The sequence below is a fragment of the Micromonospora inyonensis genome, assembly GCF_900091415.1.
Classification (GTDB): Bacteria; Actinomycetota; Actinomycetes; order Mycobacteriales; family Micromonosporaceae; genus Micromonospora; species Micromonospora inyonensis.
Window position 1 is genome coordinate 204,752 of record NZ_FMHU01000001.1, and the last position, 25,899, is coordinate 230,650.

The 25,899-nt window shown below is 67.5% G+C and carries 1 protein-coding gene (running past both ends of the window); it reads right to left on the minus strand.

This entire window lies inside a single protein-coding gene on the minus strand: locus GA0074694_RS00835, encoding a toxin glutamine deamidase domain-containing protein. The 57,330-nt coding sequence extends 25,792 nt beyond the window's left edge and 5,639 nt beyond its right edge, so the window shows coding positions 5,640-31,538, spanning codon 1,880 (partial) through codon 10,513 (partial); reading right to left, the first codon wholly in view occupies nt 25,896-25,898. Both the start codon and the stop codon lie outside the window.

Consider the following 25,899-nt stretch of genomic DNA (forward strand, 5'->3'; position numbering starts at 1 on the left):
GCGAACTGCCGGGACGCCGCCCAGTCGCCGTCCTGGAGCAGCCAGCTCGTCAGCACGTCGGGCTCCACGAGGGTGACGGGCTTCGGCGTGGCGAGTTCGCTGACCACCGGGAACGCGGCGAGGGTCACCGCCTCCTGGAACTGCTCGGCGGTGAGGGTCCGCTCGGCCGGCTCGATGGCGAGCGGGTCGTAGAGCCGGTAGGTGCCGTCGGCATCGACACGAGCCGCGAAGGCACCCTGGGGGCGGGTGATCCACAGTCGGGTGCCGGGGCGCAGCGTGGCGGGCACCTCGGGTAGTGGCCCGGTGGTGGTCCATCCCGGCGGCAGGACGGAGGCCAGCAGCCGCCGCGCCTGACCGGCCCGCGTCTGCGGGCTGTCGGTGTCGTGCCGGGCGACGTGCGCCCCGAGGGGGTTCGCCGATCGGGCGGGCAGGCCCTCGGTGGTCCACTCACGGGCCAGGCCGTCGGCGTCGTCGCGTACCTGCCGGATGTGCGTCTCCAGCTCCGGACCCAGCTCCGCGGCCGCGTCCATCTGCACCGGGGTACGTTCCAGCAGCCCGCGGTAGATCTCGCGTTGCTGCGACACGCGAATCGCGGCCCTGGCGGCCCGCAACTTCAGATCCCGGTCGAGCCCGTGGATCACCTGGACAGCCGTGACCGGGGCGAACGTGCCGTCCGGGCCCTCCCGCAGTTCGACGATCCAGCCCTGCGGGTCGATCCGGTACCGGCTGGCCGCGCCCTGGTCATCGGTGACGGTCAGGTCGAGGTGGGTCTTCAGCTCGGACGCCACCACCCGGGCCACGGTGCGCGGGTCCTGGGCGAGCAGCTCCACCTCCTCCGGTGGGGTGATCGGCGCGGAGCCGGGCGGCTGCACCGCCTGCACCCGCTCGACGATCTGGGGGATCCGCTCGGCGAACTGCCGCACGTCGGTGGCGGGCAGCACGGCGCCGACCGCGAGCTTGCCGACCCGGTTCTTCCAGGCGGTCAGCTCGGCGAGGTCGGCGGTGGCCTGCTGCGTGGCGTTGAGCCGCTGGAGGTGGCCCACCGCCCAGTCCAGTACCACCTCGTACCGGCGGCGGGTCTGCTCGGCGGCACTGGCGGTGAGTTGGAGCGGGCTGACCGGGTCGTAGTGGTTGCCGAGCTGGTCACGGATCAGCAGAGCCACGTGCTGGGGCGCCTGGCCGGGGTCGAAGGTGCCGGCGTCGATGACCCGGCCGGCCACCGGGGCGGCGGCCATGCCCGCCGGGGTCGCGCGTTGCAGCAGACCCTCCAGACCGATCGGGGGCGCGTCGGTCGCTGGTGCGGGCCAGTCGGCCGGGTTGTTCGCCTTCCAGTCGTACCGTTCGGAGAGCGCGCGCTGGAGCTCGTGTACCTCGTCGGCGAACATCTCGTAGAACCCGTCGCCGCTCATCCAACCGGTGCCGGGGGCGTCGTCGGCCTCGAACCGCGCCGGCTCGATCGGGGCCAGGCCGGCGTCGCGGTCGAACACGCTGTGCCGGTGCGGGACCGCGACGAAACGCGCCTGGGTGCGGATCCGGACCAGGTACGTCCGCCCCTGCATCTTGAGGTGGTTCTCGAGCCGCTTGGTGTCGTCGAAGGTGGCGCTGTGGCTGGCCGGCGCGGTCCGGTTCGCGCCGGTGGAGATCCCGCCGGCGGCCGTCGACTCCTCCTGCGGGCCGATGTTCGTCTTCCCGATCGGCGCGCCGTGGGATATCCCCACGTCGACGTTGGGCCGCCACCGGTTGCGCGACTGGGTGGCCGAGGTGGTGAACGCGAACTTGGCGTACCGGCCGGTGCCGGTGGTGGCGAGCTCGCTGATGATCTCCAGCGAGTGCAGCTTGACGTACATCCGCATGGCGACCCGGTTGTTGGACGCGCCAGCGACGAAGAGGTGCGAGCCGAGCAGGTATCCGCCGTCGTCCAGCCCTTCCGAGAGGTGGTTGTCGACGTTGAGCCGGGACAGCAGGCCGTCGAGCGCCACGCTGCCCCGGTACAGCTCGGCGTTGGCCTGCGGGCCGAGCACTTTGCCCATGAGGTGCCGGGCGGCCGGGTAGAGGTCGTCGACCAGGGCGCCGCTGACGTAGGCGTCGCCGGGCAGCGACGGCAGCGCGCGCAGGTCCAGCTGCGGCGACCGGGGGACGGGGGTGGCCTCGGCCAGTCCCCGGGGCACCTTGAAGTCGATCCGCCCCTCGTAGTGACGGGTCAGCACCGGCTCCACCGGCGCGAGGGAGATCCAGTCGGCGAAACCGGCGGGCGCGCGGTGCAACGCCCAGTCCGCCGCGTTGTTCAGACCCGTCATCACGTGGTTCACCAGGTAGCTCGGCTGCCAGCCGTGCATCTGCACCCGGCTGAGCTCCATGGTCAGGCCGATGTCGTCTTCGGCTTCGTAGTTCCCCGTCCAGTCGTAGACGGTGCGTTCCCGGACGACCTGCGCGGCACCCTTGACGCCGCGCCCTCCGCCCGGCGCGAACGACAGCGACGCGGCGGTGGACACCGGGACGCCGTCGACCGAGAAGCCGAACCGGGCCGGCGTCAGGTTCCAGCCCAGCGCCTGTCCGACGATGCGAGCGGTGGCGCCGTAGGCGTGCTCGTAGTTCTCGATGCCGTAGTCGGCCCTCCAGCCGGTGTACCGCGGTCGGCCGCCCAGGGTGCCCGAGACCTTCAGCTTGAACATCCGGGCCGCCACCGGGTTGCGCTGGTCGACCAGGTAGAACGTCACGCCGTTGTAGCGGTGCAGCATGTCGGCGAACACGATGTTGGCGCGCTGGCCGGCGAGCGTGGACTGGAGCGTTTCGAGGCCGCCGGGCAGCGCACCGACCACCGACTCGTCGGGCGAGACCATCAGCACGCCCCAGCTGTTTCCCGCCCCCGGCCAGTTGTCGTGGCTGGCTCCGAGCAGCCCGGGTCGGCCGGCGTCCACCAGTTCCCGAACGGCGTCCAGCACGGTCGTGGTGGGGCGCGGCCCGCCGTCCGCCGGGGCCGGCCCGGTGAACAGCACCAGATCGTCGACGCCCGCGTGGCCCAGCGTCCGGTCACCGGTCCGGGTCAGGTAGGGCGGCATGGTCAACGCGCTGAACGGGTTGGCGTTCGGGTCCAGGGTGATCCCGAATTCGGTGGCGAACCGCTCGCGGCGGCGCGGGTCGAGCACCGCGCCGCGCTGGGCCAGGTCCACGTGCCGGTCGGCGAGCGTCAGCGCCCACGTCTGGACCCGGTGCTGGATCAGGTACGCGCCGAGGTCGGGCAGACCGCCGGCCACGCGGTCGGCCAGGTCGCCACGCCACCGGCTGAGCAACCCCGCCACGGTGTTGCCGCTGAGCACCAGCTCACCGCGGGACCACCGGCCCATCGCGTCGACCAACTGCACATCGCTGACCGGCAGCTTCCCGGCCGCGTACTGCGCCAGGGCCTCCGCCTCGGGCAGGATGAACAGCATCGTGCGGTCCCGCAGGTCGGCTCCGGGTGGCACGCTGACCCGGCTGGCGGCGAACCCGACCTGCGTACGGACGCCGGCGCGGACGTTGGCGTCGAATTCCGCCTCATAGGCGTACCCCAGGCCGAAGGCCAGTTTGAGCATTTCCAGGCCGCCGACGCGTTTGGTCTCCGCCGACTCGCTCTCGCTGATTCGCACGCCCGCCGACTCGCCGAAGCCGACGCTCAGCGGGCCGAACTTGCGCTCGAGGCCGATGTTGGGCAGGTTGAACACCTTCGCGAACGACTCGGTGGCGACGTTGACGGTCTCGGCCAGGTACAGCTCGATCGCACCGGTGACGTACTGGTCCGGGGTGGCGCCGACGAACCGCGCCCCCCGGATCCGGGGCACCTTGACCGAGAGCGCGGCGTTGGTGTTCGCCCAGAAGCCGGGCTCGACCAGGGTGGTCGCGCCGTACTGGCCGAGCATGGCCTCCTTGAACCGTGCCTGGAAGGTGACGTGGTTGGTCAGGCTGGCCACCGGCCCGGTCATCGGCCGGCCGGCCAGGGTCAGGTCCCGTGGCAACTGGTTCTGCGCCGCGGCGCGCAGGCCGTGCGCGTCGACGAAGTACACGATGCCCTGGTTGAGCGCCGACGGTGCGATGTCGCCGGGGGCCACCTCGCTGAAGGTGGCCGGGTCGGAGTTGAACTTCAGCAGCGCGGCGTGCACGTTGGCGGGGATCAGCGCCGGCGAGACGATCGGGGCGTCCCGGTCGCTGATCCGGACCACGTAGCCCAGGTCGTACGGCGCGTTGACGAACATCACCCGGCCGCCGTACTCCTTCAGCTCCGGCCGGTTGACCACCCGGGTCACCCGCTCGGCGGCGCCGACGTTGCGGCTCGCCGACCCGCCGAGGAGTCCGACGGACCGGACATCCTTGACGCTCGGCGGCAGCGCGGTGTTCACCCCGCCCTCCACCGACCAGCCCTGGTTGCCGCTCGCGCCCTGGCCGGCGATGCCGAGCGACATCCCGAGGGTGACCGTGCTCACCTCGTCGCTGAGCCGTTCGAAGTGCACCGAGTTGCCGTCCGCGTCCACGTCCGCGGTGATCCGGGGGATCGCGAAGACGGTCACCTCGGCGGTACGCATCACCGCGTTGCGCCAACTGTGCAGGGTGAAGGACATGCCCGCCTCCGGTGCGGGCGCGTCCGGGTCGTCGACGAGCGCGGCGCCGTCCTGGACGAGCGAGTCGAAGTGCGACTCCAGGCCGTCGCCGCTCACCATCTTGTTGAACAGGTCCAGGTTGTCGATCGTGGCGTCGGTGTCGCGGTGGACGACCTCGTCGTAGGCGTCCCGCGCCCCGTCGACCATCCGGCCCAGCAGCGGCCGTTCCGCGAGGGACGTACCGGGATCCGGGGTCGCCGGCCGGCTCTGCTCCCCGTGCGCCCACGGCCGGTCCCCGTCCGCCGGAAGGAACCCCTCACCGCCCAGCACCTGCATGAGACCGGCCCGGAGCCGCCGCACCGCCGGCTTGTCGATCCTCGGCAGGGCCTGACCCAGCAGACCCCGCCCCTGGATGACGTGCCGGGGCAGCAGGTTGCCGCCGGTGTCCTCCGGGTGCACGCCGGTGTTGCGCAACCTCGGCCGCCACTGGTCGTGCGGCACCGACCGCGGTCGTCCGCCTGCGGGCACCACCGCCAGGTCACCGTCCGCGAGACCGGGGACGGTATCGGGGGCGAAGGCGTCCGCGTCGACGCTGAACCCGTAGTCGAAGGCGTCCGGCTCGGACATCCGGAGCACCGCCGACCCGTTCACCACCGGCGTCGGATGCGGCCACTCGCGCGGGCGGCGGGAGGTGGCCACCTCGGCGTGCCACTCGAAGGGCACCTCGTGGCCGACCGTCTGACCGGTGTACCGGTTGACCACGACGTTCAGCGACGCCACCGTGACGCCACCACCGTCGTTGCTGGTCCAGCTCATCCCTGCACGGGCGGAGAGACCGAGCTTGGCGTTCTCCTTGTACGCCTGTGGATCGTCGAGACGCCGGGCCAACGGCAGGTCCACCCCGCCACCGAGGGACAGCCCGGCGGACTGCCCGAGGGTGAACTCGCCGCCCTGCCCCACTATGCCGTTACGCACCTGCTCGATGTGGGCCTTGTCGCTGCTGGCGCCCACCCGCGTGGAGCCGCCGCCGAGGCCCACCTGCACGGAGCCGCCGAGACGACGGCCGTACACCCGGATGCTGGCCGCCGCGTGCCCGTCGTCGTGCAAGGTGAACGGGTAGCCCCGGGTCAGCGCGCCGGCGTCACCGTCCGTCTCCGGCGTACGCCGGTTGTTCACCGCCTCGTCGAAGTGCGTCTCCAGGTTCCACAGCTTGCGCTGCAACTCGTTGCGCATCGGGCTCTCGATGGACATGTCGAAGCCGTCGGCGCGCAGCCGGTCGATGATGTGGTCGTACAGCTCGTTGAGACCGGTGATGTTGCTGGCGGAGAAGAGCTCCGGCACCCGCGTCAGGGTGTCCCGCAGGTGCTCGGGCAGGTCGGCGACCACCTGCTCGCCGGCGTTCTCCAGCAGGTGGTCGGGGATCGCCACCACCAGCCGGGCGGCCTCCTGCCCGTCCGCCGGCTCCGGCACCTCCACCGCCTGCCACGGCTGCCCGTCGCCGCGTGCCTCGATCAACCACCCCGGCTCGTACGAGTAGAACGTCGAATCCGCGCGGGTGTCGAGCACCCGGCCCTTCTCCACGTCGATCAGGTAGGCGGACTTCTGGTCGACCTTGTTCAGGGTGGCGTTGAAGCGGGGCCCCCAGCGGGTCATCGGGCCGAGCGGCACGTCGACGTTGAAATCACCCCGCAACCGCATCGCCCGCGTGGTGGTGCCGTCGGACTGGCTGTGCGCACCGGTCTGGAAGACACCCTGGGTGAACTGGTTGGCGTGGAAACGGCCGTTCTCGCTCGTCCGGCCCTCGGTGTCGTCCAGCGACGGACCGGACGTCTCCGTGTCGAACGAGCCGGCCGGGTTCGACACCAGCTGCGGGTCCTCCGGCCGCAGGCGGGCCCGCACCTCGATGCCGCCCAGCGTGAACAGGTGCCCGTCCGCGGAGACCAACTGCGGGTAGTTGTTGAGCAGCCGCTCACGCAACTGTTCCCACTCGTTGTCCCGCACGGTGACGCCCCGGCGGGCCACCTCCGCACGCAGTCCCTGCTCGATACGGTCGACGTCCGGCAGGTTGGCCTTAGGATCGCCGAGCGCCAGCGCCCGCCGGTCCGGGGCGGCCGGCCGCGCCGGAGCCGACGCGGACGACCCGCCGGGATCGGGCGCGGCCGGTCCGGCGCTGGCCGCGTTACCGAAGACCCGGACATCCCGGTCAACCTCGGGGACACCGGACAGCAGCCGGGCGACCGTGTCGGCCACCTCGCGCGGGATGGGACCGCCCCGGGACTGGACCACCACGGCCACCCCGCTCGCGGGGGCCGCCAGGGCGTCGGGGGAGAGCGTGTTCGGGCTGGTGCCGTTCTGCGCGAACAGGACGACCCCGGTCTGCTCCCGGACCGTCCAACCCCGGTACACCTCGTACCCGTCGGTGGCAGCCGGTCGCAGGTCCAGCGGCCCCGGCTGCCGGGGCGGTGCCGGACGCAGCGGCACCCGCCAGGCGTGCGCGGCGGCCGGGAAGGTCTCCTGCCCCCGGGCGTCGACCGGGACCAGCTCGTCGGCACCGGCCGGTTGCCGGCCCACCACGGAGACCGGCAGCACCAGTTCCAGCCGCCCGCCGAACCGTTCCCGCAACACCTCCGCCACCCGGGCAGCGTCCACCGCACCGGACGGCGTGCCCGGGGTGCCGGCGGCCGGTGGCGCGACGAACACCTGGAGCGGGCCGGCACCCGAAGGAAGCCCTCGATCAACGGCCTCCACGACGGCGACCGGGTCGCCGACCGACTCGTCCACCACCAGCCGGGGCCGGTCCGGGCTGGTCAGGTCGGACCAGTTCAGGGTCGTGGCACCGGCCGGCGGCCGTGGACCGGCGTGGGCGAGCACCCCACCCGGAACGTGGCTCAACTGGACGCCGGCCGGCAGCCCGGACACCTCCGACGGGACGAGAGTGCGCCGGTCCAGCCCCATCCCGGAGGTGATCAGGTGCGTCGGCGCGGCAGCGGGCATGCCCCCGAAGATCCGACCGACCCGGTGACCCACCTCGACCGGCAGCGCAGTCGCTGCCCAGCCCAGGAAGACCACCGGCTCGGCCAGCCAGCCACCGGTGTCCGGCAGCAACCGCCGCGCCCCGTCCAGCTCGGTCGCCGGCCCGATCCACAGGTGGCTACCGCCGTCCCAGACCACCCAGCCGTCGCCGAGCCCGTACACGCCGGGCGACTGCTCGGGCAGGCCGTACGGGGCGGGACGGCGCGGTGCGCCGGTGACCTCGGGCAGGAAGAGGTACCGCTCGGGCCGCCCGCTGAAGAAGGTCACCTCACCGTTGGCGTCCAGCGGCACGATCTGCGGGCTGGGCGTCGGCCGGTCCCGCAGCGCCGACCGGGGCACCGACAGCATCGCCAGGGACTGCGGTCCCAGTGCCTGCGCGGTGACCTCCAGCGCCCGGGCCACGGTGACCGGCTGGTCCTGCGGCCAGTGCAGGACGGCCATGGTGGCGTCCTGCGTCCGCATCCCGGCCAGCGCGGCGCCGAGACGGTCCGGGTCGAGCACCGAGGAGTGCAGCAGGATGGCCGGGCCGGGACCGGTCGGGGGCAACACCCGCGAGCTGATCGGGCCGGGCGCGGCGTCCCTGTCGTGCAGCAGCACACCGCCCACCGCGCGCTGGAGCCGCAGGTCGTCCGGCAGCCCCTCGGCCATCAGGACCAGCGGCGCGTCCGGGGACGCGGCCAGCGGGACGACCTGCTGTCGACCGTCGTCGGCGGCCGGGGCCGGCGGTTGCGGGGTCAGCGCGACCTGCTGCGGGGGTACGGCCGACGGCTCGACCGCCGCAGGGGTTTCCGGCACGAGCGCGTCGAAGTGGACGCCCGGTCGCTCCGGGTCGGCGGCCGATTGGGCCAGGTTGACCGGGGTGCCCCCGGCCGGGCCGTACCCGCCCACCGGGCGCACCCCGCCCGGGGCGACCTGGGAGACCTGCATCCGGGCATCGGTCGCGTGCGCCAGCAGCGGTGCCAGGAACCGGCCGGCCGCGCTGCCCGACAGGTTCGCCCAGTCGTGCACGGCCGCCTTCACCGCGGCCAGTTCCCCGGAGTCGAGCTGGCGATCGGGGTCGGTCAACACCTCGAACAGGTGACGGCCGGCGTCCGCCGGATTCACCCGCATCTCGTCGAGACGTGCCCGCGCGATGTCCGGGTCCAGGAGACCGGCGTCCACGAGTTCATCGACGCGCTGCTGCGCCTGGTCGGGGCTGAGCGCCGCCGCGTCCCGCTCGTGTTGCTGCCGGAAGGCGAGCCGCTGCGCGGTCACGTCCGCCGGCAACCGCCCCGCGTTCTCCGCCAGATAGTCCGACACGTGGTTTCGCAACAGCTCGGTGACCCGGCCGAGCTCGGACCCCTGCGGCACACCGGTACGGACCGATTCGGCGACAGCGGCCCGTACCCCGGCCGGATCGGAGAGGAACTCCCGCAGGTCCGCTGGTAGCCGCGCGTCCAGCGCGGTGCGGACCAGGGCCGGTTCGGAGGCGACGAACGCGGACAACAGGTCGAGACCGTCGCGGGGCACACCGAGCGGGACCAGGGCAGGCGCCGGCCGGGGCGCGACGTACGAGGCAGCCGTATCGCGGATCTCGTCGAGTTCCCGCTTGGTGAACCCCGGCTGGTGGAGATGATGGTCACCGCCGGTCCTGGACGTCCTGAGCAGATCATCCGGCGAACCATCGTGCGGCACCCCGGCGAAATGCTTCAGCTCATGCCCGTAAGCGCGGGACGAAAGATCCGCAAGCCAGTGCAACTGGGTGATCCGACCCGCCGAACCATCCTCGCTGACCCAGACACGATGGCTGTCCTTCAGGTCACTGCCGCGGGGGCTGAGCCGAACCACCGTCTCCGCGGCCGGATCGAACACCACCGCCACCGCCGGCGGCCCACCCTCCGGCCGCAACCGCTCGTTGGTCTGCACCACCCACTGCTCAACCGCACCCAACGTGTCTACAATGGATTTCTCCACCACGTTCGCGTCAGGCTCCAACCGAAGACGGAACACCACCGTCCCCGACTCACGGTGCGCCCAATGATCGACGTGGACCCGGACCCCCGCATCCTCCCCCGCCGTCTCCACCCGGAACGGATGCTCCGCCCCCGGCGTCGGCACGAACTCCAGCGGCGCCGGCCCCTTCCACGTGAACCGATCGGAGTGCACCCGGTTCATCTCGTCCCAGGAAGGCAAACCCTCCGCACTGCGATACGACACACGCCAACCACCGTCAACCTGCACCACCGACGGCTCCACCCCAGCCGCCCACCCCGACGACGACCCGGCCTCCACACCCACACCAGCCGAGAACGAACCCTTCCCAGGACCCCACTCGAACGCCGCCGACGCCCCAGGCGGCTCACCCCCGGTACGCCGACGCTTCGCGGGTGGCCTGTATATCGGTTCGCCTCGCTCTCTGCGCTTGTCGAGCATCTCCTTCCGCTTCTGGAGCTGCTCTTTCAGCGCATCGAACCCGGCCTCCGTCTTGCCCGTGTTGACAAGCCGGTAGGCGTGCGTGGGCACCTCGACCGACGGGTGGGCGCGCCGGAAGGCCTGCTTGGCTTCTTCGTCCAACGGCGCTTTGACCACGACGAAGACATTGCTGGCGAATTCCGGTCCGACCAGCCGCTTTCCTACCCGCAGGGTGATCGCCGCCCCCGCAGACAGATCCACCTTCAGCCCATCGGCTGTCGTGCCCGCACCGCTGGCCCGAAGATCGATGGGTTTGGGTAACCTGGCATGCTCCCCCAATGCGTCGTCGAAAGAAATTTCATCGGCAAGCTCCCATCGATCCGACAACTCCCAGAAGGAATCCGTTTTGCGCAGCCGCTCGATGTCGCGCGCGGTGGGGGCGGGATCGGTGAACCGCAGGTACAGGGCCCGCCCCGCGTTCTGCTCCTTCGGGATTTCCGCGATCACGTGGGGTCGATCATCGGAGTCATACCCGACTTCGAGAACAACCTTCGCCACGTCACGGGGGAGGACAAACGGAGTTCCGTCGGCCAATGTGGTCCGTGAGATACGGAGTCTCTGGGTGGCCCTGACTTCATCACCCTTAGTGACCCGCGCGCCCAAAACGCCGTTTTTGTCCACTGGCGTCACCATCTGGAAGGAGTCAAACAAAAGCGGCTTGTCGAACTCCAACACTCGGCCGGATGCCCTATCACTCAGACTGAATGCTGTGTTCCTCAGATGGTCCAGCTCGTTGTCATCGAACTTACGGTCGAGTTCCCGGTAGATGAAACTCTCGTCACCGTCGGCGTTGGTGTACGGGATTCTGGCAATACCGACGCCCTGCCCGTCGACCTTGCCGAAGTCGATAGAGATCATATCGCCGGGGGCGACAAGTCGGGCGGTATTCAGAACAGCAAATTTCTTGCCCCTCATCGTGAGGGTCACATCTGCGTTATTGCTGGCACCCTTGTCACTGTTGGGAGTCAGGCGGAGGGTGAATGAGGATTCGAGTTGCGGGCTCTCGTCCCGCCAGCCGCTGTCGCTGTCTTCCCGGAGGCTGTTGAGGTACCGGCGATATTCTACGAGTTCGCGGATCTGACTGCGGGGGGAAACGGGCTGCTTACGGATGGCCGCGAGGTTACGGTGGAATGTGGCGTGCAGGATGTGCTTGTGCCTGCTGAACGGCTCCGCTTCCGCAATGGCGATCTGGCGTTTCAGCAGATTGATCACGTCGTTGAAAAGGGCATCCAGACGCTCCTTTTCGTTGACGGACACGGCTGTCTGCTGGAAGCCACTGGCGATGCGGGTATCGTTCGGATCAACAGGTAGGACGCGGCGGTAGGCACCGTTCCAGAAGACGACCTGATGCCGGACGGCACCAGCATCGGGCGTCGCGATGTCCTGCGGAGCATCGAACGGATGATGAATCCGCATCGACATGGACAGCGCCCTGGCCATGAGATGCGGAATCACAGGCGCGAGTTCGTAATCCCTGGACAGGGCGTTCGAGATCTTGTCGAGCCAGATCCGGTGCAGGGCTCTCCGTTGCTGCTCCGACACGCCCTTCGGATACGGAAGGATCTTCTTCAACGTCGACTGCTCACCCAGGGCGAGATCGTCGGCCAGGCGGCGGGCCGCCAACGCGCGCAGTCCAGCCACGTTGGTGATATGCGGCATCGCCAACAGCTGCGGGGTGTTCAACAATGAGTGGTAGAAGGCTTTGGCCGCTGGCACTTTCTCCGCGTCAGAGATGTCGAACACCTTGTTCACCCAGTCGGCGAACTGCTCCTCGACACGGTGCGCAGAGATCGCCAACTGCAGGATCGCCCCTTGCACTTCCTGCCCGAGGCCCGCCGGCAGCCCCTCCCGGGCGAGTTCCGGAGTCGCCATATTCATTTCTCCGAACGGGTCCCACGCCAGGTCCGCGGACTCCGGGCCAAGACCAGACGGGTCGTAGTATTCCGCTGAATCGGACGGCTCCCCGCCCGCGTCGGCGTCGGAGTCGGCCGGGGGGTGCCATTCCATCGCCGCCGGCCGGCCCGGCAGCGAGCCGAAGACCCGCTCCGACGACCGCGAGCCCGACTCGGACGACCCAGCCGGCCGGGGCGCGACCGTGGGAGCCACATACGAAGCAGCCGTATCGCGGATCTCGTCGAGTTCCCACCTGGTGAACCCCGGCTCGTCCAGATGATCGTCACCCACGCTCCTGGGCTTCCTGAGCAGATCACCCGGCGAACCATGGTGCGGCACCCCAGCGAAATGCTTCAACTCATGCCCATAAGCACGAGACGGAAGACCCGCAAGCCAATGCAACTGGGTGATCCGACCCGCCGAACCATCCTCGCTGACCCAGACACGATCACTGTCCCGCAGGTCACTGCCGTACCGGCTGAGCCGAACCACCGTCTCCGCGGCCGGATCGAACACCACCGCCACCGCCCGCGACCCCAACCGCGCGTTGGTCTGCACCACCCACTGCTCAACCGCACCCAACGTGCCCCGAATCGATCCCACAGTCACGTTCGCGTCAGGCTCCAACCGAAGACGGAACACCACCGTCCCCGACTCACCATCCACCCAATGATCGACGAAGACCCGAACCCCCGCGTCCTCCCCCGCCGTCACCACCCGGAACGGACGCTCGCCCCCCGGCGTCGGCACGAACTCCAGCGGCGCCGGACCCTGCCACGTGAACCGATCCGAATGCACCCGCGTCATCTCGCCCCACGAAGGCAAACCCTCCACACTGCGATACGACACACGCCAACCACCATCAACCCACTCCACCGACGGCTCCACCCCAGCCGCCCACCCCGACGACGACCCGGCCTCCACGCCCACACCAGCCGAGAACGAGCCCTCCCCCGGCCCCCAACCGAAGGCCGCCGGCCCCCCAGGCAACCCACCCCCGGTACGCCGACGCTTCGCGGCCGGGGTGTCTGCCGGTTCGCCTCGCTCCCGGCGCTTGTCGAGCATCTCCTTCCGTTTCTGGAGCTGCTCGATCAGCGCATTGAATTCGGCGCCCGTCTTGCCCGTGTTGACAAGCCGGTAGGCATGTGTGGGCACCTCGACCACCGACGGGTTGGCGCGCCGGTAGGCCTGCTTGGCTTCGTCATCCAACGGCTTCAACGGCGCCTTGACCACCACGACAACATTGCTGGCGAGTTCCGGCCCGACCAGCCGCTTTCCTACCCGCAGAGTGATCGGCACCCCCGCAGACAGATCCACCTCCAGCCCATCGACTGTCGCGCCCGCACCGTTAGCCTTAAGATCGATGGGGTTGGGTATTCTGACGCCCATCCCCATGGTGGCCGCCAAGAAAGTGTCATCGAAAGAAACTTCATCGGCAAGCGCCCACCGATCCCCCAGCTCCCAGAAGGAGTTCTTGCGCTGCCACTCGATGTCGCGCGCGGTGGGGGCGGGATCGGTCAACCTCAGATACAGGGCCCGCCCCTCGTTCCGCTCGGCCGGAATTTCCACGACCGCGAGGGGTTGACTAGAAAAGTCATACCCGACTTCGAGAACCACATCTTTCATGTCATCGGGGACGACAAAAGAACTTCCGTCGACGATCTTGACCCGTCCGATATGGACTCTCTTGGTGGCCCTGGCTTCGTCACCCTGCCTGAAGCGCATGTTCAACTGACCAAGGCGGTTCAATTTCGTCTTCACCCGGAAGAAATCACTGAACACCGGCTTGCGGAATTCCCACACTCGACCGGGTGCTCTTTTCCTCAGATCGGCCAGCTCACTGTCAGTGAACCTACGGTCCAACTCCCGGTAGACGAAACTCTCGGTGCCGTCGGCCGCGGTGTACGGGATTCTGGCAATACCGACGCCCTGCCCGTCTACGACCTTCCCGAAGTCGACAGAGACCATATCGCCGGGGGCGACAAATTGGGTGGCATTCATGAAAGTATCAGACTTGCCACCTATCCGGAGCCTCAGATATGCGCGGTATCTGGCGTTCCGTTCTTCGATGGCGGCTAGGCGGAGGGTGAATGAGGATTCGAGTTGCGGGCTCTCGTCCTGCCAGCCGCTGTCTTCGTGAAGACTGTTGAGATATAGACGATATGCTGAGAGTTCGCGGGCCTGGCTGCTCAGGGAGACGGGCTGCTTACGGATGCCCGCGAGATTACGGCGGAAGACGTGCTGCAGGATATGTCCGTGCCTGCTGGTCGGATTCGCTTCCGCCGCAGCGAACTGCTGTTCCAGCAGATCGATCACGTCGTGGAAGAGGGCATCCAGACGCTCCTTGTCGTCGGCGGACACGGCTGTCTGCTGGAAGCCACGGTCGAGGCGGGGATCGGCTGGATCACGAGGCTCGACGCGGTGATAGGCACCCTTCCAGAAGACGACCTGATGCCGGACGGCACCAGCAACGGGCGTCGGGCCGATGTCCTGCGGAGCGTCGAACGGATGATGGATCCGCATCGACATGGACAACGCCTCGGCCATGAGATGCGGAATCACAGGCACGAGTTCGTAATCTTTGGACAGGGCGTTCGAGAGCTTGTCGAGCCAGACCCCGTGCAGGGCTTTCCGTTGCTGCTCCGACACGCCCTCCGGATACGGAAGGAACTCCCTCAACGTCGACTGCTCACCCCGCGCAAGGTCCTCGGCCAGCCGGCGGGCCGCCAACACGCGCAGCCCAGCCACGTCGGTGATGCCCGGCACCGCCGACACCTCCGGAGTGCCCAACAATGAACGGTAGAAGGCGTTGGCCGTTTTCTCTCGCGCCGCGCGGGAAGTGTCGAACACCTCGCCCACCCACACGTCGAACTGCTTCTCGACATAGTACGCAGAGCTCGCTAACCGCGCGGTCGCCGCAATTACTTGCTTATCGAAGTCCGACGGCTGCCCCTCCGGGCCGAGCGCCGGAGTCGACATGTCCAGTCCTCCGAACTGGTCCGCCGCCCACGCCAGATCCGCGAACTCCGGGACAAGACCATACGGGTCGTAGTATTCCGCTGAATCGGACGGCTGCCCGTCGGCGTCGGCATCTGCCTCGGAGTCGGCCGGGTGGTGCCATTCCATCGCCGCCGGCCGGCCCGGCAGCGAACCAGAGACCCGCTCCGACGACCCGAAGTCCGACCCGGACGACGCCGAGTCCGACTCGGACGACCGGGCCGGCCGGGGCGCGACCGTGGGAGCCACATACGAAGCAGCCGTATCCCGGATCTGGTCGAGTTCCCAGGCGGTGAACCCCGGCTCATCCAGATGATCATCACCCACGCTCCTGGGCTTCCTGAGCAGATCACCCGGCGAACCATGGTGCGGCACCCCGGCGAAGTGCTTCAACTCATGCCCATAAGCGCGGGACGGAAGATCCGCAAGCCAGTGCAACTGGGTGATCCGACCCGCCGAACCATCCTCGCTGACCCAGACACGATGACTGTCCTTCAGGTCACTGCCGCGGGGGCTGAGCCGAACCACCGTCTCCGCGGCCGGATCGAACACCACCGCCACCGCCCGCGACCCCAACCGCGCGTTGGTCTGCACCACCCACTGCTCAACCGCACCCAACGTGCCCCGAATCGATCCCACAGTCACGTTCGCGTCAGGCTCCAACCGAAGACGGAACACCACCGTCCCCGACTCACCATCCACCCAATGATCGACGAAGACCCGGACCCCCGCGTCCTCCCCCGCCGTCACCACCCGGAACGGACGCTCGCCCCCCGGCGTCGGCACGAACTCCAGCGGCGCCCGACCCTCCCACGTGAACCGGTCCGAATGCACCCGCGTCATCTCGCCCCACGAAGGCAAACCCTCCACACTGCGATACGACACACGCCAACCACCATCAACCCACTCCACCGACGGCTCCACACCAGCCGCCCACCCCGACGACGACCCGGCCTCCACGCCCACACCAGCCGAGAACGAACCCTCCCCCGGCCCCCAACCGAAGGCCGCCGGCCCCCCAGGCAACCCACCCCCGGTACGCCGACGCTTCGCGGCCGGGGTGTCTGCCGGTTCGCCTCGCTCCCGGCGCTTGGCGAGCATCTCCTTCCGTTTCTGAAGCTGCTCGATCAGCGCATTGAATTCGGCGCCCGTCTTGCCCGTGTTGACAAGCCGGTAGGCATGTGTGGGCACCTCGACCACCGACGGATTGGCGCGCCGGTAGGCCTCCTTGGCTTCGTCATCCAACGGCTTCAACGGCGCCTTGACCACCACGACAACATTGCTGACGACATCCGGCCCGACCAGCCGCTTTCCTACCCGCAGAGTGATCGGCACCCCCGCAGACAGATCCACCTCCAGCCCATCGACTGTCGCGCCCGCACCGCTGGCCGCATAATCGATGGATTTGGGTAGCCTGGCACCCTTTCCCCATGCGTCGTCGAAAGAAATTTCGTCGGCAAGCTCCCATCGATCCCCCAGCTCCCAGAAGCGCTCCCGGCGCTTGGCGAGCATCTCCTTCCGTTCCTGAAGCTGCTCGATCAGCGCATCGAATTCGGCGCCCGTCTTGCCCGTGTTGACAAGCCGGTAGGCATGTGTGGGCACCTCGACCACCGACGGATTGGCGCGCCGGTAGGCCTCCTTGGCTTCGTCATCCAACGGCTTCAACGGCGCCTTGACCACCACGACAACATTGCTGACGACATCTGGCCCGACCAGCCGCTTTCCTACCCGCAGAGTGATCGCCGCCCCCGCAGACAGATCCACCTCCAGCCCATCGACTGTCTTACCCGGACCGCCGACTCGAAGATCGATGGGTGCGGGAACATTGGCTTCCTTCTTCAAGGTGTCGTCGAGAGAGATTTCATCGGCAAGCGCCCACCGATCCGCCAGATCCCAGAAGGAGTTCTTGCGCTGCCACTCGATGTCGCGCGCGGTGGGGGCGGGATCGGTCAACCTCAGATACAGGGCCTGCCCCTCGTTCCGCTCGGCCGGAATTTCCACGACCGCGAGGGGTTGACTATCAGTGTCATACCCGACTTCGAGAACCACATCTTTCATGTCATCGGGGATTTTGGCCCGTCCGATATAGACTCTCTTGGTGGCGGTCCTGGCTTCGTCACCCTGGCTGAATTTCATGTTCAACTGCCCAAGGCTGTTCAATTTCGTCTTCACCCGGAAGGAATCACTGAACACCGGCTTGCGGAATTCCCACGCGTGGCCGGGTGCTCTTTTCCTCAGCTCGGCCAGCTCACTGTCAGTGAACCTACGGTCCAACTCCCGGTAGACGAAACTCTCGGTGCCGTCGGCCGCAGTGTACGGGATTCTGGCAATACCGACGCCCTGCCCGTCTACGACCTTCCCGAAGTCGACAGAGACCATATCGCCGTGGGCGACAAATTGGGTGGCATTCATGAAATCATCAGACTTGCCACCTATCCAGAGCCTCAGATGTGCGCGGTATCTGGCGTTCTGTTCTTCGATGGCGGTTAGGCGGAGGGTGAATGAGGACTCGAGTTGCGGGCTCTCGTCCCGCCAGCCGCTGTCTTCGTGGAGACTGTTGAGGTATAGACGATATGCTGAGAGTTCGCGGGCCTGGCCGCTCAGGGAGACGGGCTGCTTACGGATGCCCGCGAGATTACGGCGGAAGACGTGCTGCAGGATATGTCCGTGCCTGCTGGCCGGATTCGCTTCCGCCGCAGCGATCTGCTGTTCCAGCAGATCGATCACGTCGTGGAAGAGGGCATCCAGACGCTCCTTGTCGTCGGCGGACACGGCTGTCTGCTGGAAGCCACGGTCGAGGCGGGGATCGGCTGGATCACGAGGCTCGACGCGGTGATAGGCACCCTTCCAGAAGACGACCTGATGCCGGACGGCACCAGCAACGGGCGTCGGGCCGATGTCCTGCGGAGCGTCGAACGGATGATGGATCCGCATCGACATGGACAACGCCTCGGCCATGAGATGCGGAATCACAGGCACGAGTTCGTAATCTTTGGACAGGGCGTTCGAGAGCTTGTCGAGCCAGACCCCGTGCAGGGCTTTCCGTTGCTGCTCCGACACGCCCTCCGGATACGGAAGGAACTCCCTCAACGTCGACTGCTCACCCCGCGCAAGGTCCTCGGCCAGCCGGCGGGCCGCCAACACGCGCAGCCCAGCCACGTCGGTGATGCCCGGCACCGCCGACACCTCCGGAGTGCCCAACAATGAACGGTAGAAGGCGTTGGCCGTTTTCTCTCGCGCCGCGCGGGAAGTGTCGAACACCTCGCCCACCCACACGTCGAACTGCTTCTCGACATGGTACGCAGAGCGCGCTAACCGCGCGGTCGCCGCAATTACTTGCTTATCGAAGTCCGACGGCTGCCCCTCCGGGTCGAGCGCCGGAGTCGACATGTCCAGTCCTCCGAACTGGTCCGCCGCCCACGCCAGATCCGCGAACTCCGGGACAAGACCATACGGGTCGTAGTATTCCGCTGAATCGGACGGCTGCCCGTCGGCATCGGCATCGGCATCTGCCTCGGAGTCGGCCGGGTGGTGCCATTCCATCGCCGCCGGCCGGCCCGGCAGCGAACCAGAGACCCGCTCCGACGACCCGAAGTCCGACCCGGACGACGCCGAGTCCGACTCGGACGACCGGGCCGGCCGGGGCGCGACCGTGGGAGCCACATACGAAGCAGCCGTATCGCGGATCTGGTCGAGTTCCCAGGCGGTGAACCCCGGCTCGTGCAGATGATCGTCACCCACGCTCCTGGGCTTCCTGAGCAGATCACCCGGCGAACCATGGTGCGGCACCCCGGCGAAGTGCTTCAACTCATGCCCATAAGCGCGGGACGGAAGATCCGCAAGCCAGTGCAACTGGGTGATCCGACCCGCCGAACCATCCTCGCTGACCCAGACACGATGACTGTCCTTCAGGTCACTGCCGCGGGGGCTGAGCCGAACCACCGTCTCCGCGGCCGGATCGAACACCACCGCCACCGCCCGCGACCCCAACCGCGCGTTGGTCTGCACCACCCACTGCTCAACCGCACCCAACGTGCCCCGAATCGATCCCACAGTCACGTTCGCGTCAGGCTCCAACCGAAGACGGAACACCACCGTCCCCGACTCACCACGCTGCACCCAATGATCGACGAAGACCCGGACCCCCGCGTCCTCCCCCGCCGTCTCCACCCGGGACGGACGCTCGCCCCCCGGCGTCGGCACGAACTCCAGCGGCGCCGGACCCTCCCACGTGAGCCGATCCGAATGCACCCGCGTCATCTCGCCCCACGAAGGCAAACCCTCCACACTGCGATACGACACACGCCAACCACCATCAACCCACTCCACCGACGGCTCCACCCCAGCCGCCCACCCCGACGACGACCCGGCCTCCACGCCCACCCCAGCCGAGAACGAACCCTCCCCCGGCCCCCAACCGAAGGCCGCCGACCCCCCAGGCAACCCGCGACCGGTACGCCGACGCTTCTCGAGTGGGCCCGCCGGCCATTCCGGCACGGCTGGGCGTTTGCCGCTGTCGGTGGTCTCCCACTGCGTCTTGAACTCGTCGAACCACTCGTTCGACAGGTTCGTGTCGATGAGCCGGTAGGCGTATCCGGACCGGTCGGCCAACGGCGCCTTGACGGCGGCGACGATGCTCGTGACGACGTTCGACTCCTCCATCCGGAGGAATCGGCCGACCCGCAGGGCGACTTCCGTCCCAGGAGAGAGATCCACCTCCTGCCCGTCCAGCGTCCTGCCCGAGTTGTCATCGCCGAGCGTGAGCGGCAGCGGGTATGGCGTGCGCCTGTCCTCCTGCATGACGAGATCGATGGATACTTCGTCGAGGAGCGCCGCTGGCTCGGCCGATTCCCACAGCGCCATCGAACGCAGCCGCTCGATGTCGTAGGCGGTGGGGGCCGGCGAGGACAGCTCCAGGTACAGGGGCGCTCCGATGCCGTTCCTTCCGACCGGTGCTTCCAGGACCGCCAGGGGTCGGCTATCCATGCCGTACCCGAGCCGGAAACGCCCCTCCCTCAGTTCGGCGGCGATGACGGGCGGAAGTCCGTCGGCCATCTCGACCGGTGGGAGCGTGACTCGCTGGCCGCCGAAGGTGATGTCAAATGTTCCGCTTTCGCTCACCGGCGCCGTGATGTGGTAAGAATTGCCGAACGTCCACCGGTCGACGGTCTCCCACACTGAGCCGGCTGCCGTGCTCCACAGTTCGGCCAGCTCGCTGTCGGTGAACCTGCGGCCGATCTCTTTGTAGGCGAACCTCTCGGTGCCGTCGGGCGCGGTGTACGGGATTCTGGCGATACCGACACCCTCGCCGTCAACCTTTCCGAAATCGACAGCGACCCTGTCGCCCAGGACGGCGACTCGATCGGCATATCCGAGGATCGTGTCGTTCCCGTCAAGCCGGAGCCGAAGAGTTGGACGACCCTCGGTGTCCTCGACGAGGACGGGGATGGTGAACGGGTCTTGCAGGTTCCAACGGTTCTCGTCCTCCCAGGTGCTCTCCTCGCGGAGGGCGTCGCGGTATCGGAGGTGTTCTTCGAGCACGTCGGCGAGCCCCTGGGGGGAGCTGGGGCGTTGGCTGATAGCCGCGACGTTCCGTTGGAAGGTGTCCCGCAGGAGCGGCCAGTGGCCGATCGCCGTGTTCTGTTCCGCCGTGTCGACTTCGGTTTTCAGCACCTCGAGCGCCTCGTCGAACACCACGTCCAGTCGGCGCAGTTCGGTGAGGGCTGCGGGTGACGGGAAACCCTCGGCGATGCGGGCATCGTGTGGATCACGAGGCTGGGCGAGATAGTAGGCGCCGTCGAACCAGACGACTGGTTGCGGGACCTCACCGTCATCGGGCGGTGGACCGATGACGTACGGGGGGGCACCGTACGGATGGTGGATCGCCATCGGCAGACCCAAACCCCAGGCCACGATGTGGGGAACCACGTGCACGACGTCGGGATAGCCCGGCTGGCGGTGTAGGAGTTTGTTGAGCAGGTGCTGGTGCAGCGTCTCCCGTCGCTGCTCGGACATGTCCTCCGGATAGGGGAGAAGTGCTCTGAACATCGACTGCTCACCCCGGCGGAGGTCGGCGTCCAGGTGGCGGGCCACCAGCACGCCCAGTCCAGCCACGGTGGTGACGCCCGACTGCGCCAACCGTTCCCGATGGGTTTTCAACACCGTCCCGTAGAAGGCGTCGAGCGGCTCCGCGCCGCTGTCCGCGCGACCGATGCGGAAAACCGCATACGCCCAACGCTTGAATGCCGACCCTTTTTGGGTTCTCATGTTCGTCAACTGGCTGAGGGCCGAGTCCACTTTCCGCCGCCGGGCCTCCACTGCCCGCGCATTCAGAGTATTCAGGTCTGCCGGAGTAAAGTCCGTACGATAGTCCCGGTAGATAAATTCCTCGGTTCCGTCGGGCGCCCGGTAGGGAATTCTGGCAACAGCGAAGACCTCTTCACCGTCCATCCCGAAATCGAGGGAGATCCGGTCGCCCGGCATGGCGAAAGTATTCAGATTGCGGACACGCAGGCGCTTGTTTTCCACTTGGACAAACGCTGCTGCGTGCCCTTCACCTGGGTTGAAGGCGTGGAGGTGGAGGGTGACCCGACCTCCCTGAGGCCTTGGGTCCTCTCCTCTCCAGCCGGTCGCGCTGGCCTGGGTAATGCTGTTGAGGTACCGGCGGTATTCCGTCAGGGTGTCGGCCTGCTGCCGGGGCGATTCGGGGCGTCGCCGCTCGGCGAGATCTACCCCGCCGACCCCTTGACGGATGACCGCGAGCTTACGCTCTAGTACTTCCCGCTGGACGGGCCAGTGCCTGCCGGCCGTTCGGAGTTTCTCTTCCACCGCGTCGATTCGCGCCAGCAGCATACCGAGCGCCTGGTCGAACAGTCCATCCAGTCGCCGCTTCTCATCTTCCGGTATTGGCGTCCGCTCGGGACCTATGGCGATTCTGGCGGCGAGGTCAGCATCGTCTGGATCAGCAGGCCGGACGAGGTAGTAGGCGCCCTTGTAGAAGACAACTGGCAGCTTGGTGGAATCGGACCCCGGGCCAATGTCGTACGGGGCGTCGAACGGTTGGTAGATGCGCAACGACGGGGGTATGACCCGGGCCAGGACATGGACAACCACATGCGCGACGTCGTGATCGCCGCCGGCGCCGTACGCGATTCTGCCGACCCACTGCCGGTGCAGGTCCTCTCGTCGCTGCTCGGACACGCCCTCCGGGTACGGAAGCAAACGCCGAAACTCCGACGCGTCACCCAGACGGAGATCGGCGGCCAGGCTTGTGGCCGTCCATCCGCGCAGTCCCTGACTGTTGATCCCCAAGTCCGCAAACTGCTCACTGAAGGTGCTGAAAACCGATTCGTAGAAGTTTTCCGGTCTCGCTCGCGTGAGATCGAGTCCGAACGCCTCGCCCGTCCACCGCACGAAGTTCTGCTCGTCGAGGTTGCCCACGGCTGACAACTGCTCGACCGCCGTGCCAACCATCGCCGGCAGCGAGCCCAACGTTACAAGGTTCGCCTCCGCCAAGCCCCGCGCCGCATCGTCGGCCCTCTCCGCCAGCATCGCCGCAACCGACCCCGGCTTTGTCAGCGCCTCGGTGATGTCGCGTTTCAGGTCGTCGAAGCGCTCGTTGTCCACACCCGTGTCAAGGAGCCGGTAGACGTGTCCGGACCCGTCGACCAACGGCGCACGGACCACGACAGGAATGGTGCCGGCGACATCCGCCCCGACCCGCCCCTGCCACTGCCCCACCGACAGGGTGACCGATGTCCCCGGAGAGAGATCCACCTCCGCCTCGGCCAACGTCCTGGCCGAGTCAGGACCGCCGACCGCGATGGGCAGCGGACCGGGCGTCCATTTCCCCTGCTCCAGTAGGACTTCGAAAGACATCCGCTCGGAGAGAGCCCACCGATCCTCCGGTTCCCACAGCGCGTCCTTGCGCAGGCGCTTGATGTCGTCGACGACGAGGGCGGGCTTGCCCAATTCCAGGTAGAGGGGCAGTCCTGTGACGTTCTTCTCGGCCGGCGCTACCACGACCGCAGTGGGTCGACCGTCCTCGGCGTACCCGAGGATGAGACGGCCGTTCAGCTCGGCGTAGAGGACAGGCGGAAGCCCGCCGACCACCGGGACGTGTGGAACAAAGATCTGTCTGTCGTGCCTCGGGGCCGCCGGGCCGCCGTAGCTACCGCCAAAAATCCCGCGTCCCAATACAGGCAATGTCACCTGATAGTGGTCGTTCGACAGCGGCCGGTGGTGAAGGTCCCACACGCGGCCGGCTGCCTTCACCCTCAACTCGAGCAGTTCACCGTCGCTGAATTTGCGTCCGAGTTCTCGGTAGACGATCCTGTCGGTGCCGTCGGTCGCGTCGGTATACCGGAATTCCGCAAAAGCGATGCCTTCTTCGCCTCTTGCCCCGAAATGAACAGGAAGCCGGTCGCCCCGCTCGGCCACTCGGCCGATACCCATAACTACGGTTCTGCCGTCCAGCAGCACGCTCAGCTCCAGCTGCTTATCATCCTTTGGTCGCTTGGCACCGATGTCGAGCGTGAATTGGTGACGGAAGTCCGTCGTTTCTTCCTTCCATCGAGGATCCGCACGGAGGTGCTCGATGTATCGGCGGTATGCGAGAAGTTCGAGTTCCTGGGCTTTCCTGTTGTGCGGATAGTCGGGGTGTTCACGACGGATGACCGCGAGCTCACGCTGAAGCGTTTCCCGCAGGACGGGCCAGTGCTTGGAGTTGGTCGGATGGGGGTTGTTCTCCGCCTCCGCGATCCTCGCCCGCAGCAGATCGCGTGCATCGGCGAACAGTCGATCCAGTCGCCGCTGCTCGTCTTCGGATACCTCTGTCCGAGGGAAACCCTCAGCGATGCGGCGAGCGCGTTCGACATCTGCCGGGTCAGGTAGCTGGCCGAGGTAGTAAGCGCCCTTGTGGAACACGACCGGATACCGGATGTCGACGGTGGCCGGGTCCGCCTCGGGGGTGTCGACCCCAGCACGGGGCTCCGGGCCGATGTCATGCGGAGCACCGAACAAATGGTGGATCCGCATCGACAGGGACAACCGCGAAGCGATGACGTACGGAACCACATGCGCAACGTCGTCATGGCCGGACTTGTGGCTCGCAATCTTGTTGAGCCATTGCCGGTGCAGGTCCTCCCGTCGCTGCTCGGACATGACCTCCGGATACGGAAGCAACCCGCTGAACTCCGACTCGCCACCCCGGCGAAGATCAGCGGCCAACTCGCGGGCCACCCACGCGCGCAGCCCAGAAACGCTGCGATCGACCCCCGCAGCCTTCAACTTCTCGTCGAAGCGAAGCAACACCGCGTCGTAGAAGTCGTTCGGCCTCGGAAGGCGAGCCGAGAGACTGACCCCGAGCACGTCGCGCGTCCACTGCACGAACTCCGCCGCGACATCGCGGACTCCACCCGCCTCACCACGGGTTCCCACGGCCGACAACTGCGCGATCGCCGAAGCCACGGTCAGCGTCCAGCCCTTCGGAACACCGCCGGACCTACCTACCGCCGGCGCCTGAGTCCACCTCGAAACCTCCCGCACTTCCGGCGGGGCCGCGCTGATCTCGCTTGTCAGGTCGTAAAAGCGCTCGTTGTCCACACCGGTGTCGAAGAGCCGGTAGACGTGTCCGGTCCCGTCGACCAATGGCGCGCGGACCACGACAGGAATGGTGCCGGCGACACCCGTTTCGTCCTCCCCCTGCCCCGGCCACTTCCCCACGGACACGGTGACCGATGTCCCCGGCGAGAGGTCCACCTCCGCCCCGTCCAAGGTCCTGGCCCGACCACTAACCCTGACCTCGATGGACAATGGACCCGACGCGGCACGAATCGACAATACCCCAGGGCGAGTCGCTCCCTGCTGCAACACGCCATCGAAGGATATCTGCTCGGAAAGAGCCCACCGATCATTCGGTTCCCACAGTGCTTTCTTGCGCAGCCGCTCGACGTCGGATCGAGTGGTGGCAGGTTTGGACAATTCCAGGTACAGGGGCTGACCTTTGACGTTCTTCCCGGCCGGTGCTTCCACGATGGCAGTGGGTCGGCCGCCGTCCCGGGCATACCCGAGCAGAAGCCGGGTCTCGTTCAGCTCCCTGGTGAGAACGGGCGGGAGTCCGCCGACCACCGGGGCCGTCGGGATCCTCGGCATCGGGACATCCTGGCCGGGGGCAGATTGGCCCAGCCCCACGCCCAATCCCCCGTTGTGTTGCACGGACGTCGTCGTGTAGAAATCGCGCACCAGTGGCGGACGGTCAACGTCCCACACGTTGCCGACCGCCTTGCTCCTCAGCCTGGCCAGCTCCGAGTCGTTCAGATTGCGGCCGATCTCTCGGCGAGAGTGGACTTCGGTGCCGTCAGCCGAGGTGTACGAGACTTCAACAAAGCCGGTGCCCACTCCGCCGACCTTGCCGAAATGGACAGCGACCAAATCGCCCGGGACAGCCATCCGATCGACACCAACGCCGGCCAATTTGCTGTTGCCCAACCATACGCGCAAATACCGGTAACCCGCGCGCCCTGCCTCGACGGAGACGGGCAGGTGGATGGTGAACTGGTTTTCCAGGTTCTGCCGGTTCCCGGACTCCCATCTGCCGGCAGTGATGAGTCTCCGAAGGTGCTGGACGTGGTCAGCGAGTTCCCGGGCCTTTTTGTGGTGGGGAGAGTCGGGATGTTGACGGATGACCGCAAGTTGGCGGTGAAAGGTCTCCCGCAGGACGGGCCACCGATCGGAGTTGGTCGGATGGGGGTTGTTCTCCGCCTCCGCGATCTCCGCCCGCAGCAGATCGCGTGCATCGGCGAACAGTCGATCGAGATGCCGCTGCTCGTCTTCGGATACCTCTGTCCGAGGGAAACCCTCAGCGATGCGGCGAGCGCGTTCGACATCTGCCGGGTCAGGTAGCTGGCCGAGGTAGTAAACGCCCTTGTGGAACACGACCGGATACCGGATGTCG